Raw genomic sequence first — 15,620 nt, forward strand, 5'->3', positions numbered from 1 at the left:
CGGTGACCCACCGACGGGCGGGGACACACCAGCACGTCCCCCCGCAGAGACGACAGGAGTTCCACCCATGGCTCAGCTCGACAGCGTCATCACCTCACTGCTGGAGATCGAGGGCGCCAGCGGTGCCGCCATCGTCGACATCGACAGCGGCATGGCCCTCGCGGCCGGCGGCAGCCCCGGCTTCGACCTCAACGTCGCCGCGGCCGGCAACTCCAACGTGGTGCGGGCCAAGCTGCGCACCATCGCCGACCTAGAGCTCCAGGACGAGATCGAGGACATCCTCATCACGCTCAAGGGTCAGTACCACCTGATCAACGTGCTCAAGGGCGCCGGCAACACCGGTCTGCTGATCTACCTGGTGCTCAACCGCTCGACGGCCAACCTGGCCCTGGCCCGGCACAAGCTGCGCTCGGTCGCCACCACCGTCAGCGTCTGACGGAGGACCCCTCTCCCCGCCGCGGGGGGAGGGGGCCTCAGGCGGCGGCGAGGATGCGGGCGCGGATGTCGACCGCGGTCATCTCGTGGGTGTCCAGCCACTCGTCGACCCGGCCGTCGGTGACCACGCCGATCCGGTCGCAGCACTCGGTGAGCTCGTCGGGGTCGACCGACACCACGACCACCGACCGGCCGTGCGCGGTGGCCTCGTCCAGCAGCGTGCGCACCTCCCGGCGCGAGCGGGCGTCCAGGCCCCGGGTCGGCTCGTGGACGACGACCACGTCGCCGTCGTGGGCGGCCAGCCACCGGGCCAGGGCCAGCTTGTGCTGGTCGCCCCCGGACAGCGCGCCGAAGACGGTCTTGATGCTGAGGGTGGCCACGTTCATGCGGTGCACGGTGTCGATCACCCCGCGCAGGCTGGCGATCTCCGACCGGAGGTCCGAGGGCCGGCCCCACTCCTCGTCGGTCAGGGTGCGGGCGATGGTCGCGCCCGGGTCGACCCCGTAGGCGTCGTCGTCGGGCCGGTAGGCCTCCAGCCGGAGCGCCGCGGAGCCGGCCGCCGTGGGCACCGGGCGGTCCTCGCCCCCCACGGTGACGCCGTCGCACTGGGCGGGGATCTCCCCGGTGAGGGCGCCGGCGATCTCCCGCAGGCCCGAGCGCCGTCGTCCGGTCAGCCCCAGCACCTCACCCCGGCGCAGCCGCAGGTCCAGCCCGGTCGCGGTGCCGGCCACCCGCAGGTTGCGCACCTCGAGGGCGACGTCCGCGGAGGGCTGCGGGCGGGTGGTCGTGGTCGATGCGTCGTCGGGGGCGGGGCGGGCCGTGGGGATGCGCACCGGGGTGGCCGGTCGGGGCAGCGCGCCGTCCAGCGTGGCCACCACCAGCCGGGCGGGGTCCAGCTCGGCCGCCGGGGCGTCGAGGGCGATGCGGCCCTCGCGCAGCACGAGCACCCGGTCGACCACCTCGAGCATCTCGGGCAGCCGGTGGCTGATGTAGAGCACGCCACGACCCTCGTCGCGCAGCCGCCGGGCCACCGCGTGCAGGCCCTGCACCTCCCCGGGCGTCAGCGACGCGGAGACCTCGTCCATGACGATCAGCTTCGTGTCCTCGGCGAGCACCCGGGCGGCCTCGACCAGGCCGTGCACGAACCGGGGGACGTCGGCGACCAGGGCGTCGGGGTCGAGGTCCAGCCCGATCTCGGCGAGCACCGCCCGGGCCCGGGCCCGCACCCGGGGTTCGGGTGCGTCGGCGAGCTCGGTGCCGCGCAGCACCGCCCGGGCGACGGTGAGCGACGGGTCGATCCGGATGAGCTGCTCGACCCGGCCCACGCCCAGGTGCCGGGCGTCGTGCGCCGAGAGCGGGGCGTAGGCGTGGCCCAGGACGGTCATCCGCCCCGCGTCCGGGGCGTAGGTGCCGGCGACCACGTCGCCCAGCGTCGACTTGCCCGCGCCGTTGGCGCCGACGAGGCCGACGACCTCGCCGGCCTCGACGGTGAACGAGACGTCGCGCAGCACCCGCCGGCCCCCGAAGGCCTTGGCGACACCCTCCACGTGCAGCACGGACATGGGGTGTTCTGGCCTCCCGGGCCGGCTCCCCGCGAGGGTCCCCGACGTCGTCCCCGTGACGGTGAGTGGTCAGGTGGAGACTACCCGCGGTCCGGGCGCGCGCCTCCCGGGATCAGACCGCCAGCCACACCGCCGCGTCGTCGGGCAGGTGCCCGCCGGTGAGCTCGGCGCTGGCCAGCAGGACCTCCCCGGCCGGCAGCGGGACCGGTGCCCCCGAGAGGTTCACCAGCACCGCGTGGTCACCACGCCGGAACGCCAGGCAGCCCTCCGGCGCGGACTGCCAGGTCAGCTCGCCGGCCAGCGAGCGGCGCAGCTGCAGGGCGCGTCGGTACAGCGACAGCATCGAACCGGGGTCGCCGGCCTGCGCCTCCGCGGTGAGCGCACCCCACCCGGCCGGCATCGGCAGCCACGTCTCGGTGCCGTCGCTGAAACCGTAGGGCGGGTGCTCGCCGCTCCACGGCACCGGGATGCGGCAGGCGTCGCGCCCGCGCTCGGCCCCACCCGAGCGGAACCACACCGGGTCGGTGAGGGCCTCGTCGGGCAGCTCGACGTCGGGCATGCCGAGCTCGTCGCCGTTGTAGACGAACGCCATGCCGGGCAGGGCCAGCTGCAGCAGGGCCGCCGCGCGGGCCCGTCGGGTGCCCAGCTCGCCGTCGCCGTAGCGGGTCACGTGCCGGGGCCGGTCGTGGTTGGACAGCACCCAGCACGCCGGCGCCGGGGTGGCGGCCACCGCGGCGAGGGAGTCGACCACGGCGGCCCGCAGGTCGGTCGCCGTCCAGTCGGCGGTGAGCAGCCGGAAGTTGAACGCCGAGTGCAGCTCGTCGGGGCGCAGGTAGCGGGCCAGCCGCTCCTCGCTGGACACCCACACCTCGCCGACGGTCATCGCGCCCGGGTACTCGTCGAGCACCCGGCGGACCAGCCGGTGGATGTCGTGCACGCCGTCCTGGTCCAGCCGCGGGTCGTCGGGACCGTGGTCGTCGAAGATCCCGGTCTCCTCGTCGAAGGCCACGTCGGGCAGCCCCGGTGCCTTCGCCATGCCGTGCGCGACGTCGATGCGGAAGCCGTCGACCCCGCGGTCCAGCCAGAACCGCAGCGTGTGCTCGAGGTCGGCGAGCACCTCGGGGTGGGTGAAGTCGAGGTCGGGCTGCTCGGGGGCGAACAGGTGCAGGTACCACTGCCCGTCGGGGACCCGGGTCCAGGCCGGCCCCCCGAAGATCGAGGGCCAGTTGTTCGGCGGGGTGGCGCCGTCGGGGCCCCGGCCCTCCCGGAAGACGTACCGCGCGCGCTCCGGTGACCCCGGGCCTGCGGCCAGCGCCTGCTGGAACCACTCGCGCTGGTCGGAGGTGTGGTTGGGCACCAGGTCGATGGTCACCCGGATGCCCAGCTCGTGCGCCTGCGCCAGCACGGCGTCGAACTCGGCCAGGTCGCCGAACACCGGCTCGACGTCGCGGGGGTCGGCGACGTCGTAGCCGTGGTCGGCCATGGGGGAGGGGTAGAACGGGTTGATCCACAGCGCGTCGACGCCCAGGGCGGCCAGCTCGGGCAGCCGGGCCCGCAGGCCGGCGAGGTCGCCCACGCCGTCGTCCCCGCCGTCGGCGAAGGACCGGATGTAGACCTGGTAGAAGACCGCGTCCCGCCACCAGTCGGTGGACGGCGGCGCGGGCAGGGTGGTGGTCACGTGGGTGCTCCCGGGGAGGTTCGGAGGGGCACGCCGACGGCGCTGTCAGCGAGGGTCAGGGGGCGAGCTCGGTGGGGTCGTCCCACCGGTTCTGCATGCTGCGGGCAGCCATCTCCAGGTAGCCCCACAGCGTGGCGTCCTGCTCGGCGGTGAGCCCCAGCGAGTCGACGGCCGCGCGCATCAGCGCCAGCCAGGCGTCGCGCTCGCGCTCGCCGATGGCGAACGGGGCGTGCCGCATGCGCAACCGGGGGTGGCCGCGCTGCTCGGAGTAGGTGGTCGGGCCGCCCCAGTACTGCTCCAGGAACCTGCGCAGGCGCTCCTCGGCGCCGTCCCAGTCGTCCTGCGGGTACAGCGGGGACAGCACCGGGTCGCTGCGGACGCCGGCGTAGAAGTGCGCCACCAACGCGCGGAAGACCGGTTCACCGCCGACCTCGGCGTAGAACGTGCGTGCCGAGGGCAGGGGGCGGCTCGACTCGCTCATGGTCCCGATGGTCCCGCAACGGGGACGCCGGCCGGCGGCCGGGTGCGCACCAGCCCGAGCAACGGCCCGACCACCAGCGGCAACCCCACCAGACCGGTGAGCAGCACGACGGTGCTCGCCGGGACGAGGTCGGCCGCGGCCCCGGCCGCGAGGGCGCCCAGCCCCTGTACGGCGAACATGCCGGCCATCGCGATGCCGAGCGCGCGCCCCCGTGCCGCGGGCGGCACCGCCTGCACGAAGGCCACGTTCAGCGGGATCGACCAGGCGCTGCCGAACCCGGCGACGGCGAGCGCGGCGACGAAGAGCGGGACGGCGAGGTCGCGGTCGGGCAGGCGTGCGGCCAGCCCGGCGGCGGCGGTGGCGGCCACCGACAGCACCACCAGCGGCGTGACCAGCCGCTCGCGCAGCTGCGGCGGGCAGAACCGGCCCACCACCACCCCGCCGACGACGGCCCCGGCGGGGTGGACCGCCAGCAGCACGCCGACCAGGGACTGGCCGCCGGAGAGCTCGTCGGACAACGCCGGCCCGATGCCCTCGTGCGCGTTGTTCAGCAGCACGCCGACCCACAGCAGGGTCACGACGGCGACGAGCCGGCGGTCGCCCAGCACGAGCCGCAGGCCGGCAGCGGTGTCGCGCCAGACCGACTGGGCCGCGGGCGCGTCCGGGTCCAGCGGCGCCGGCCGGCTCCGCAGCCCGCCCAGCAGCCAGAGGCCGGAGACGGCGAACGTGGCCGCGTTCAGCAGCAGCCCGAGCGAGGGGGACAGCGCGGTGACCAGCAGCCCGCCCAGGAGGAAGCCGACGACCTGGGCCAGCTGGAGCACGATCCCGGCCACCGAGGTCGCCACCACGTACCGGTCGCCGGTGAGGATGTCGGCGGTCAGCGCCGCGCGGGCGGCCTCGTAGGGCGGGGCGCCGACCGAGACCAGCAGGAGCAACCCGAGCAGGGCCGGCAGCGGCACCCCGGGGATGGCCATCACCGCCACCAGCCCCGCGCGGGCCAGGTCGCTCACCACCATCACCCGGTGCCGGGGGAGGCGGTCGGCCAGGGCCGCGAGGACCGGTCCGCCGACGACCCACGGCAGGTAGCCGATCGCGAAGGTCAGCGCGCTGAGCACCGGGGAACCGGTGCGCTGGAACACCAGCACCGTGAGGGCTAGGCGGGCCAGCTGGTCACCGATCGTGGCCAGCACCAGGGACCCGAACAGCGGGCGGTACTCGGGCACGGCGAAGACCGACCGGTAGGTGGCCGGTCGGTCGTCGCGGTGCTCGGTGGGGGCCCGGTGGGTCAGGTCGGACCCACCGCGGTCGGGGCCACCACCACGGGGATCCGGATCCCCTCGGCGGCGAAGCGCTCCTGCAGCCGCATGCGCAGCTCGCGGCCGACCCGCCACTGGTCGGCGTTGGTCGTGCGCACCTGCAGCCGCATGACGATGGCCTGCGGGGTGATGGCCTCCACGCCCAGCGACTCGGGCTCGCCGAGGATGACCTCGGCCCACTCGGGCTCGGCGTACACGGCGTCGCCGACCTCCTGCATGACCGTGCGGCAACGCTCGAGGTCGGTGTCGTGGGTGACCGGCAGGTCGATGACGACCTGGGCGTAGCCCTGGCTCTTGTTGCCCACCCGGAGCACCTCGCCGTTGCGGGCGTACCAGACCACGCCGTTGACGTCGCGCAGCCGGGTGATGCGCAGCCCGACGGCCTCGACGGTGCCGCTGGCCTCGCCCAGGTCGACGACGTCACCCACGCCGTACTGGTCCTCGAGGATGATCCCGATCCCGGCGATGAAGTCCTTGATCAGGTTCTGCGCGCCGAAGCCCAGGGCCACGCCGACGACCCCGGCCGAGGCCACGATGGGCGCCAGGTTGATGCCCAGCTCGCCGAGCACCATCACGATCGCGATGAAGAACACGACGATCGAGGCGAAGCTCCGCAGCACCGAGCCGATGGCCTCGGCGCGCTGGGTGCGCCGCGCCGCCACCTGCTCGACCACCTGCTGGTGGTTCTGGTTGCCGTTCTTGGTCCGGCGCGGCTTGAGGATCGTGGGGACCTGGCCGCTGGCGGTGCGGCTGGTGAGCCGGCGGATGGAGCGGTTGATCAGCAGCCGCGCGACGGCGGCCACGACGATGATCAGCAGGATGCGCAGCGGGGTGGCCACGAAGGCCTGCGCGTTGTCGGCCAGCCAGTCCAGGCCGAACCAGTCGTAGACCCGCGCGCACAGCGACGAGGTGTCCTCGGTCACGCAGCTCGGCACCTCGGCGGCTGTGACGGACAGTGCAGAAGTCATCACTCAGGAGTCTCCCATGTGGATCATGGTGGGGACCAGGTCCTCGGGGCGCGGGCGGCGGTGCGCCTCGGCGCGGGGGACCGGTCGACGGTCAGCGGGGCTCGAGCCCGGTGTGGGCCGCGACGAAGGCGAGCTGGTCGGCGGCCAACCCCACCGTACGGCTCACCGCCCGGGCCCCGTGGCCCACCGCCAGCTCGCGGCGCAGCACGACCGGGGCCGAGGACGACGTCGCGTGCTGGAGCGCCGCGGCCAGCTTGCGCGCGTGCAGCGGGTCGACCCGGGTGTCGGACTCGAAGGTCGTGAGGAGCACCGCCGGGTAGGCCGTGCCCTCGACGACGCGGTGGTAGGGGGAGTAGTCCAGCAGCCAGCCGAGCTCGTCGGGGTCGGTGGCGGTGCCGTACTCGTCGTTCCAGGTGCGGCCCAGCCCGAACAGCTCGTACCGCACCATGTCCAACAGCGGGGCGCTGCACACGACGGCGGCGACCAGGTCGGGGCGCTGGGTGGTGGTGGCACCCACCAGCAGGCCGCCGTTGGAGCCGCCGAACACCGCCAGCTGCGCCGGCGTGGTCCAGCCCTGCCCCACCAGGTGCTCACCGGCGGCGGCGAAGTCGTCGAACACGTTCTGCTTGTGCTCCCGCATGCCGGCCCGGTGCCACTGCTCGCCGTGCTCGGAACCCCCGCGCAGGTTCGCCACCGCCCACACCCCGCCGGCGGCGACCCAGGCCAGCGCCTGCGCGCTGTAGCCCGGGGTCAGCGACACCCCGAACCCGCCGTAGCCGTAGAGCACCGTCGGCCGCGGGCGGCTCGGCGCGCTCTCCAGCGAGAGCACGAACAGGTGCACCGGCGTGCCGTCGGCCGAGGTCGCGTGCGTCTCGGTGACGACGACGTCGGGGACGGCGCCGGCCACCGGGGCCTGCTCCCACGGCGTGAGGGTGCCGGGGTCGGCGGCGTCCCACCGCAGCACCGACGGCGGGGTCGCGTAGTCGGTCCAGCCCACCCACGCGCTGGTGCCCCCCTCAGGAGGCGCGCTCACGCCGGCGATGCTGCCCGGCGGGACCGCGATGTCGCCCAGCCGGCCGGACCCGTCGGCCGCCCAGACCGACAACCGGTCGGTGGCGTCGACGGCGTGGACGGCGAGCACCCGCAGGTCGCCCTCGGGGCCGTCGACCAGCGCGAGGTCGGAGAGCACCGCGCCGTCGGCCTCGGGCACCACCGTGGTCCAGGCCGCCGGCTCCCAGGTGGCGGGGTCGGCCGGGTCGGCGACGGCGACCCGCCCGCGCGGTGCGTCTCGGTCGGTGGACAGCCACAGCCGGCCGTCCCGGGCCACCCAGGCGCTGGTCTGCGCGTCGACGCCGACCTGCAGGGGGGCCAGCACGCCGTCGCCGTGCAGGTCGGCCAGCCACACGTCGTCCCGGGGTGCGGTGCCCGCCGAGGCGGACACGACCAGCCAGCGGCCGTCGCGGGACAACCGCACCCCGTAGTAGTTGGTGGGGTCCAGCCCCTCGCCGTGCACCAGGACGTCGGTGGCCGGGTCGGCCCCGACCCGGTGCCGGAACACCCGCCGGTGGAACTGCTCCTCGCCCGCCGGCACCTGGTCCGGGGCGAGCCGGCGGACGTAGAACAGCTCGTCGCCGCCGGGCAGCCAGGCGACCGGGGAGTAGCGGCACCGGTCGACCGGCCCGTCGAGCAGCTCCCCGGTGCGCACGTCCAGCACGAACAGCTGCGACTCCTCGTCGCCCCCGACCGAGACCTGGTAGGCCAGCCGGTCGCCCTCCCAGGACGGCGACCACGCGTCGAGGGTGGTCGTGCCGGCCGGGTCCAGGGCCATGGGGTCCACCAGCACGCGCTGGGTGGCCGCTGCATCCCCACCCTCCCGACCGACGGCCTCCCGGACCCGCAGCACCGCGTGCTCCTGGCCCGGGTCGCGGCGGGTCGAGAACGCCCGCCCCGCCCGCCACACCGGGATGCCGACCGACCCCGACCGCACCAGCTCACCCAGCTGCTCGGCGAAGGCCGCCCGCCCGGGGAGGCCGGCCAGCAGCTGCCCGGCGTACTCGTCCTGCGCAGCCGCCCATGCCGTCGTCCGGGGGTCGGCGGGGTCCTCGAGCCAGCGGTACGGGTCGGCCACCGCGCGCCCGTGCAGGTCCTCGACGAGGTCCAGGCGGGGGGCGAGCAGCGGGTCAGGGATGGCGGTCACCCGGCGACGGTAACCAGGACGTCGGACAACTCACTTGCCCCCTGGTGGCCGATCCGGGGCAGGATGGGGGTGCCCGTGGGTCGCAGCACACCGGCGGTCCGGGGCGCATGGAGGTGCCCCGTGCCGCTGACCGCACTCGGGTCGTCGTCCCCAGCCGGCCCGCCGGGCCCGCGGCGCGACCCCCGCCCCGGCTCGACCGTGCCCGCAGCCCCGGCCCTGACCGCGGCCTGCCTGCTGCTCAACGCCACCTACGAGCCGCTGTGCGTGGTCTCCAGCCGCCGGGCCGTCGTGCTGGTCCTGGCCGGCAAGGCCGACCCGGTCGACGTCTCCGACGTGCTCTGCCACGCCGAGCTGGTGGCCCTGCCGGTGCCCGTCGTCGTCCGGCTGTCCCGCTTCGTGCGGGTGCCCTACCCGGCGCAGGTGCCGCTGTCCCGGCGGGCGGTGTTCACCCGGGACGGCTCGACCTGCGTCTACTGCGGGGCCGCCGCGACCAGCATCGACCACGTCTGGCCGCGCAGCCGGGGCGGCACCCACAGCTGGGACAACGTCGTCGCGGCCTGCCGGCGGTGCAACCACACGAAGGCCGACCGCTCGCTCGCCGAGCTGGGGTGGACCCTGCCGCAGCCGCCCCGGGCGCCGTCGGGCTCGGCGTGGCGGCTGCTCGGCCACCGCACCGTCGACCCCCGCTGGCGCACCTGGCTCGGCCTCCCCGACGCCGCCTGAAGAAGGGGGCGGTTCCGTCAGGTCACGCGCGAGCGCGTGGCCGGGTACCGGAGGTGGTCGTCGGCGGCGAGGATCTCCGCGAGGCGGTCGACGGCGTCCCAGACGTCGACGAACCGGGTGTACAGCGGGGCCGGGCCGAACCGCACCCGGTCCGGCGTGCGGAAGTCGGGGACGACGCCGTGGTCGACCAGCGCCTGCGTCAGCTGCCACGCCTGCGGGTGCTCCAGGCTGACGTGGGCGCCCCGGTGCGCGGCGTCCCGGGGGGAGGCCAACCGGAGCTGCGGCAACCGGTCGTCGGCCAGCTCCACCAGCAGGTCGGTCAGCGCGCGGCCCTTGGCGGCGATCGCGGCCATGCCGGCCTCCGTGGTGATGGCCACCCCCACCTCGACGGCGGTGGTGGCCAGCACCGGCGGGGTGCCGACGGCGAACCGCTCCACACCGTCGACCGGCTCGTAGTCCGGGCCCATGGCGAACTGGTCGCTGGCCCCGAACCAGCCCTGGATCGGCTGCCGCAGCTCGGCCTGCAGCTCGCGCCGCACGTAGAGGAAGGCCGGCGCGCCCGGACCACCGTTGAGGTGCTTGTAGGTGCACCCCACGGCCAGGTCGGCGGCCGACAGGTCCACCTCGACCGACCCGGCGGCGTGGCTGAGGTCCCACAGCACCAGCGCGCCGTGCTCCCTGGCCAGCGCGGTGACCGCGACGAGGTCGGCCAGCGCCCCGGAGCGGTAGGCGACCAGCGAGAGGACGACGACGGCGACCCGGTCGTCCAGCACGGCGGCGAGGTCGTCGAGCACCAGGCCCTGGTCGACGTCGACGGGCACCTCGCGCACCGTCATCCCGCGCCGGCGGGCCACCCCGGCGACGACGTACCGGTCGGTGGGGAACTCGTCGGCGCTGCACACCACGACGTCGCGGCCCGGTCGGGCGTCGACGCCGGCCTCCAGCAGCTTGAACAGGTTCACCGACGTGGAGTCCGAGACGAGGACCTCCCCGGGCCGGGCGCCGAGCACCCCGGCGGCCAGGGCATCGCCGGCCCGACCGGCCTGGCCGACCCAGTCCGACCACGAGCCGACGAGCCCGCGCCCCCACTCCTGCTCGACCACGCGGGCCACGGCCGCCGGCGTCGCGCGGGGGAGCCGGCCCAGCGAGTTGCCGTCCAGGTAGATCCGGCGGCCGGGGCCGTCGTCCCACGTCCCGTCGGGGCCGTCACCGGTGAAGCGCTCGCGGAACCCGGCGAGGGGGTCGGCGGCGTCGAGCTGCTGGGCGTCGGATCGGGTGCGCACGGGACCATGCTGCACCGCTAGCGTCCGGCGGTGTGACCGCGCTGCACGAGCTGACCGCGACGGGGATGGCCGACGCCGTCCGGGCCCGGCAGGTGAGCCCCACCGAGCTGGTCGAGCACCACCTGGCGCGCATCGAGGCGCTGGACCCCGGCATCGGCGCCTTCATCACCGTGACCCCCGAGCGGGCCCGGGCCGCGGCGCGGGACGCCGAGCGCCGCCTGGCCGCCGGCGACCCGGCGCCGCTGCTGGGCGTGCCGACCGCGATCAAGGACCTCAACCTCACGGCCGGGGTCCGGACGACGTTCGGCTCCGCCGCGATGGCCGACCACGTGCCCGCCGTCGACGACCACGTGGTCACGGCGCTGGCCACCGCCGGGACGATCAGCCTGGGCAAGACCAGCACGCCGGAGTTCGGCTTCCCCTGCTACACCGACAACGACCTGGTCGGCCCCACCCGCTGCCCCTGGGACACCACCCGGCTGGCAGGCGGCTCCAGCGGCGGGGCGGCCGCGGCGGTGGCGCTGGGCATGCTGCCGTTCGCGCAGGGCTCGGACGGCGGCGGGTCGATCCGCATCCCGGCCGGCATCAACGGCCTGGTCGGCATCAAACCGGCCCGCGGGCGGGTCAGCAGCGCCCCGCTGGGGGCCGAGATCACCGGCCTGGGCGTGCAGGGCCCGCTGGCCCGCACCGTGCGGGACGCAGCCGCGATGCTGGACGCGATGGCCGGCCCGGTCGTCGGCGACCCCACCTGGGCCCCGCCGCCGGCGACCAGCTTCCTGGCCGCGGCCGACCGCCCGGCGGGCCCGCTGCGGATCGCGCGCTACCGGGACAGCGGCATGCCCGGGGCGCAGCTCTCGACCGAGGTCGGGACGGCGTTCGAGGAGGCCTCGGCCCTGCTGGTCGACCTCGGCCACGAGGTGGTCGACCTGCCGAGCGCTCCCCTCACCGAGGAGGTGCTGGCGGCCTTCGAGGTGGTGTGGTCGCTGACCGGCGCCACGCTCCCGGTGCCCGAGGACCAGGTGCACCTGCTGCGGCCGCTGACCCGCTACCTGCGCGACCGGGGGCTGGCGCTGTCGGCCGGGCAGGCGATGGAGGCGCTCACCGCCCTCCGGGTGTTCAGCCGTCGGTTCCTGCAGGCCACCGCGCCCTACGACGTCCTGCTGGCGCCGGTCTGCACGGACACCCCCAGGCCCCTGGGCTGGTTCGACCACGACGGGGACGGCGCCGCGGACTTCGAGCGGCAGAAGCGGTACGCGGCGTTCACCGCCCTGTACAACGTCACCGGTCAGCCGGCGGTCAGCGTCCCGCTGCACTGGACCGCCGACGGGCTGCCGGTCGGCACGATGCTGGTGGGCCGCCCGGCCGACGAGCTCACCCTGGTGGCGCTGGCCGCGCAGCTCGAGGTGGCCCGCCCGTGGGCGCACCGGCACCCCCCGGGCTGGTGAGCTGGGCGGCGCCGGCCCCGGTAGATTCCTGCCCGTGACCGTCGTCGAGACCCTGCTCGTCTTCGTGGTGGCCCCGCTGGCCGTCGTGCTCCTGGCCTACGCGCTGGTGCTGCTGCCCGCGCTCAAGGACCGCGCCCGCTACAAGCCCGGCACGGCGTGGGGCCACGCCGCCGTCTGGTACGAGCCGCACCCCGAGGGCGGGGCGCACGGCGCCGAGCACGATGCCGATCACGGGGTCGAGCACACCACCGGCGAGCAGGCCGCCGCGCTGACCATCGGCGAGACCGCGGGCCACCCCCGCCGGACCGCCTCCGGCGGAGCCCGCGGCACCTGGTGATCGACGTCCCCGCACCCGTCCCCAGCACCACCAGCGCAGCGCAGAGAGGCACCCACTGATGGCCACCGAGCTCGAGGGCACCCGCGAGCCGATCGTCGACGACCAGCAGGGACCGGAGGCGTCGCCGTTCAGCCCGGCCGAGCTGGCCCGCCTGGACGAGGCGCTCACCATGTCCTCCCGCGAGACCGGGCTGCGGTTCACCCTCTACATCGGTGAGCTGCCCACCGACACGCGCGCCGGCGCCGAGGACCTCCACGCCCGCTCCGGCGGACACCCCGCCGACTCCGTGCTGGTGGCCGTCGCGCCCGACCAGCGCGTGCTCGAGATCGTCACCGGCTCGGCGGCCGCCCGCCGGTTGCCCGACCGCGCCTGCGCGCTGGCGGTGCTCACCATGACCGGCCGCTTCGGCGCCGGCGACCTGGTGGGCGGCATCGTCAACGGTCTGCGCCAGCTCTCCGACCAGGCCGGCCACCCCGCCGCCAACCGGAGAAGGACCTGAGGAAGGACCCCCTCGCCCCCCGACCCACGCTCCGCGCGGGCCGGGACCCTGCGAGGGGGCCGAACGGCGAGGGCCCACCCGGTGAACCGGGTGGGCCCTCGTCGTGTCAGCTGCGGGCGGCGGCCTCGCGGTCGCGCTGCTGGGCGTGCAGCGAGCGGGCGACGCCGTCGCGGCCCTCGCTGACCAGCCGGCGCAGCGGGGCCGGGTGGCCGGGGTCGGCCAGCCAGGCGTCGGCGGCGGCGACCGTCTCCTCGGACACCTGCTTCGGGAACAGGTACTCGACGGCGTTCTTGGCGATCTCGCCCGGACGCCGGTCCCACAGCGGGGCGATGTCGGCGAAGTACCGCGCCACGTAGGGGGCCGTCAGCTGCCGCTGCGCCGGGTGCCAGAAGCCGGCCACCATCGCCTCGTGGATCGAGTTGGCGATCGACTCGTCGCGGAAGGCCCGCTCCCACGTGTCGGCCTTGGACGCCTCGGTCGGGCGCAGGGCCCGGGCCGTGGCTGCCCGCCGGGCGCCCGTGGCGGTGGCGTCCCGCTCGGCCTCGGCGTCGATCTCGGCGTCGCCGGCCGCGCCCACGGCGACCAGGCCCTGCAGGAACGCCCAGCGGGCGTCGGCGTCGACCTCGAGCCCCGGCACGTCGAGCGAGCCGTCCAGCAACCCGCGCACCGCGGCGACCTGCTCGTCGCTGCGGGCCGCCGAGGCCAGCGTGCGCGACCACTGCAGCTGGGCGTCGGAGCCGGGTTCGGCGGCGTGCAGGGCGGCCAGCGCCTTGTCGCCCAGCGCGGCCCAGCCGGTGTCGGCCCAGGCCGGGTCGACGTAGTTGGACAGCGCGGCCTGCACCCGGGCCAGCAGCGACTGCACCACCGAGATCTCGCTCTCGGCATCGACCCCGGCCAGCACGAGGGCCACCCAGTCGCGGGCGGCCAGCTCGCCGTCGCGGGTCATGTCCCAGGCGGCCGACCAGCACAGCGCCCGGGGGAGCGGGTCGGAGAGGTCGCCGATCCGCGCACGCAGCGTGGCCAGCGACCGCTCGTCGAGCCGGATCTTGGCGTAGGTGAGGTCGTCGTCGTTGACCAGCACGAGGTCGGCGGCCGGGTGGCCGAGCAGCTGACCCACCTCGGTGCGGGCGCCGCGGACGTCGAGCTCGACCCGGTGGGTGCGGGTCAGCCCCTCGGGGCCGGCCGAGTAGAGGCCGACCGCCAGCCGGTGGTCGCGCAGCACCGGGTGCTCGGGCACCGCGGTCTGCTCGATCGAGAAGGAGCGGTAGCGGCCGTCGTCGTCGACCTCGAAGACCGGGCGCAGCGTGTTGACCTGGCTGGTCTGCAGCCACTGCTGCGCCCAGGCGGTGAGGTCACGGCCGGTGGCCTCGGACAGCGGGCCGAGCAGGTCGGCCAGCGTGGTGTTGCCGTACTCGTGGGTGCGGAAGTAGCGGCGCACCCCGGAGAGGAAGGCGTCCTGGCCGACGTAGGCCACCAGCTGCTTGAGCACCGAGGCGCCCTTGGCGTAGGTGATGCCGTCGAAGTTCACCTCGACCGCGGCGACGTCGACCATGTCGGCGGCGATCGGGTGCGTGGAGGGCAGCTGGTCCTGCGCGTAGGCCCAGGACTTCTCGGTGTTGGCGAACGTCGTCCAGGCGGTCGTGAACTCGGTGGCCTCGGCCTGGCACAGCGTCGAGATGTAGGTGGCGAAGGACTCGTTGAGCCACAGGTCGTCCCACCAGCGCATGGTCACCAGGTCGCCGAACCACATGTGCGCCAGCTCGTGCAGGATCGTCTCGGCGCGGCGCTCGAAGCGGGCCCGGCTGGTGCGCGAGCGGAAGACGTAGTCCTCCAGGAACGTCACGCAGCCGGCGTTCTCCATCGCCCCGGCGTTGAACTCGGGGACGAAGAGCTGGTCGTACTTGTCGAACGGGTACGGGTAGTCGAAGACCCGGTGGTAGAAGTCGAAGCCCTGCTTGGTCACCTCGAAGATGGCGTCGGCGTCGAGGTGCTGGGCCAGCGAGGCCCGGCAGTAGATGCCCAGCGGCAGGCCCTCGTGCGAGTCGGTGACCTTGGCGTAAGGGCCGGCGACCAGGGCCACCAAGTAGGTCGAGATGCGCTTGGTCGGCTCGAAGTGCACCAGCTGCGAGCCGCCGGCGCCGGCCTCGATGGTGCGGCCGCCGGTGTTGGACACGACCTGCCAGTCGAACGGCGCGGTCACGTGGACGGCGAAGGTGCCCTTGAGGTCGGGCTGGTCGAAGCAGGCGAACATCCGCTTGGCCTCGGCCGGCTCGAAGTGCGAGTAGAGGTAGACCGCGTCGTCCTCGGGGTCGACGAACCGGTGCAGGCCCTCGCCGGTGCGGGAGTAGCGGCACTCGGCGTCGACGACGAGCTCGTTCTGCGCGGCCAGCCCGGGCAGGGCCAGACCCTCCTCCTCGGTGTAGCCGGAGACGTCGAGCGCGGTGCCGTTCAGCGTGGCCGAGAGCACCCGCGCGGCGACCAGGTCGACGAACGTGGCGCTGCCCGGGGTCGCCGCGTCGAAGCGGACCGTCGTGGTCGACCGGAACGTCTCGGCGCCGGGGTGACCGGCACCATCGGTGACGTCGAGCTGCAGGTCGTACTCGTGGACGGTGAGGAGCTGGGCGCGCGCAGCGGCAGCGTCGCGGGTCAAGTTGGGAACAGCCACGCCGGGGAGCTTCCCACGCCGGTACGACACG

The 15,620-nt window shown here is 75.1% G+C and carries 13 protein-coding genes; 5 read left to right on the forward strand and 8 right to left on the reverse strand.

The window, feature by feature from the left end; all coding sequences use genetic code 11:
• Positions 1 to 67: 67 nt before the first annotated feature.
• Positions 68 to 436, forward strand: a complete 369-nt coding sequence (locus BLS67_RS10805; protein ID WP_091244557.1) for a hypothetical protein — start codon at positions 68 to 70, stop codon at positions 434 to 436.
• Between the two features lie 37 nt (positions 437 to 473).
• Here BLS67_RS10805 and BLS67_RS10810 read toward each other — a convergent pair whose 3' ends face one another.
• From BLS67_RS10810 to BLS67_RS10835, 6 genes are all read right to left on the reverse strand, one after another.
• Complete coding sequence (locus BLS67_RS10810) at positions 474 to 1,997, reverse strand: ATP-binding cassette domain-containing protein (protein WP_091244559.1); 1,524 nt, start codon at positions 1,995 to 1,997, stop codon at positions 474 to 476.
• 112 nt (positions 1,998 to 2,109) lie between these two features.
• Entirely contained in the window at positions 2,110 to 3,675 is a 1,566-nt protein-coding gene (locus tag BLS67_RS10815) for a glycoside hydrolase family 13 protein (protein WP_091244562.1), read from the reverse strand.
• A 55-nt stretch (positions 3,676 to 3,730) separates the two neighbouring features.
• Positions 3,731 to 4,156 (reverse strand): globin, encoded by a 426-nt coding sequence (locus BLS67_RS10820; protein WP_091244566.1) that lies wholly within the window; start codon positions 4,154 to 4,156, stop codon positions 3,731 to 3,733.
• Positions 4,153 to 5,379, reverse strand: a complete 1,227-nt coding sequence (locus tag BLS67_RS10825) for an MFS transporter (RefSeq protein WP_242653984.1) — start codon at positions 5,377 to 5,379, stop codon at positions 4,153 to 4,155. Before BLS67_RS10825 ends, BLS67_RS10820 begins: the two co-directional genes overlap by 4 nt.
• A gap of 62 nt (positions 5,380 to 5,441) precedes the next feature.
• Entirely contained in the window at positions 5,442 to 6,395 is a 954-nt protein-coding gene (locus tag BLS67_RS10830) for a mechanosensitive ion channel family protein (protein ID WP_242653985.1), read from the reverse strand.
• A gap of 136 nt (positions 6,396 to 6,531) precedes the next feature.
• The gene (locus BLS67_RS10835) at positions 6,532 to 8,637 is read right to left on the reverse strand and encodes a prolyl oligopeptidase family serine peptidase (RefSeq protein WP_242653986.1); all 2,106 of its coding nucleotides are present in this window, start codon (positions 8,635 to 8,637) and stop codon (positions 6,532 to 6,534) included.
• Positions 8,638 to 8,757: 120 nt separating this feature from the next.
• Here BLS67_RS10835 and BLS67_RS10840 point away from each other — a divergent pair, with 120 nt between their 5' ends.
• Positions 8,758 to 9,360, forward strand: a complete 603-nt coding sequence (locus BLS67_RS10840; protein ID WP_242653987.1) for an HNH endonuclease — start codon at positions 8,758 to 8,760, stop codon at positions 9,358 to 9,360.
• A 17-nt stretch (positions 9,361 to 9,377) separates the two neighbouring features.
• Here BLS67_RS10840 and kynU read toward each other — a convergent pair whose 3' ends face one another.
• Complete coding sequence (kynU, locus tag BLS67_RS10845) at positions 9,378 to 10,643, reverse strand: kynureninase (RefSeq protein WP_091244576.1); 1,266 nt, start codon at positions 10,641 to 10,643, stop codon at positions 9,378 to 9,380.
• 32 nt (positions 10,644 to 10,675) lie between these two features.
• Here kynU and BLS67_RS10850 point away from each other — a divergent pair, with 32 nt between their 5' ends.
• From BLS67_RS10850 to BLS67_RS10860, 3 genes are read left to right on the forward strand one after another with little or no spacing between them, the layout of a single operon-like run.
• Positions 10,676 to 12,088 (forward strand): amidase, encoded by a 1,413-nt coding sequence (locus tag BLS67_RS10850; protein WP_242653988.1) that lies wholly within the window; start codon positions 10,676 to 10,678, stop codon positions 12,086 to 12,088.
• A gap of 34 nt (positions 12,089 to 12,122) precedes the next feature.
• Positions 12,123 to 12,425 carry an aa3-type cytochrome oxidase subunit CtaJ gene (gene ctaJ / locus BLS67_RS10855; protein WP_091244579.1) on the forward strand — a complete coding sequence of 101 codons (303 nt, stop codon included), beginning with the start codon at positions 12,123 to 12,125 and terminating at the stop codon, positions 12,423 to 12,425.
• 58 nt (positions 12,426 to 12,483) lie between these two features.
• Positions 12,484 to 12,924 carry a DUF5130 family protein gene (locus BLS67_RS10860; protein WP_091244583.1) on the forward strand — a complete coding sequence of 147 codons (441 nt, stop codon included), beginning with the start codon at positions 12,484 to 12,486 and terminating at the stop codon, positions 12,922 to 12,924.
• 106 nt (positions 12,925 to 13,030) lie between these two features.
• Here the strand turns inward: BLS67_RS10860 and pepN are convergent, their stop codons facing one another.
• The gene (pepN, locus tag BLS67_RS10865; protein WP_091244586.1) at positions 13,031 to 15,589 is read right to left on the reverse strand and encodes an aminopeptidase N; all 2,559 of its coding nucleotides are present in this window, start codon (positions 15,587 to 15,589) and stop codon (positions 13,031 to 13,033) included.
• Positions 15,590 to 15,620 lie beyond the last annotated feature (31 nt).

Source organism: Klenkia soli (genome assembly GCF_900103975.1).
Classification (GTDB): Bacteria; Actinomycetota; Actinomycetes; order Mycobacteriales; family Geodermatophilaceae; genus Klenkia; species Klenkia soli.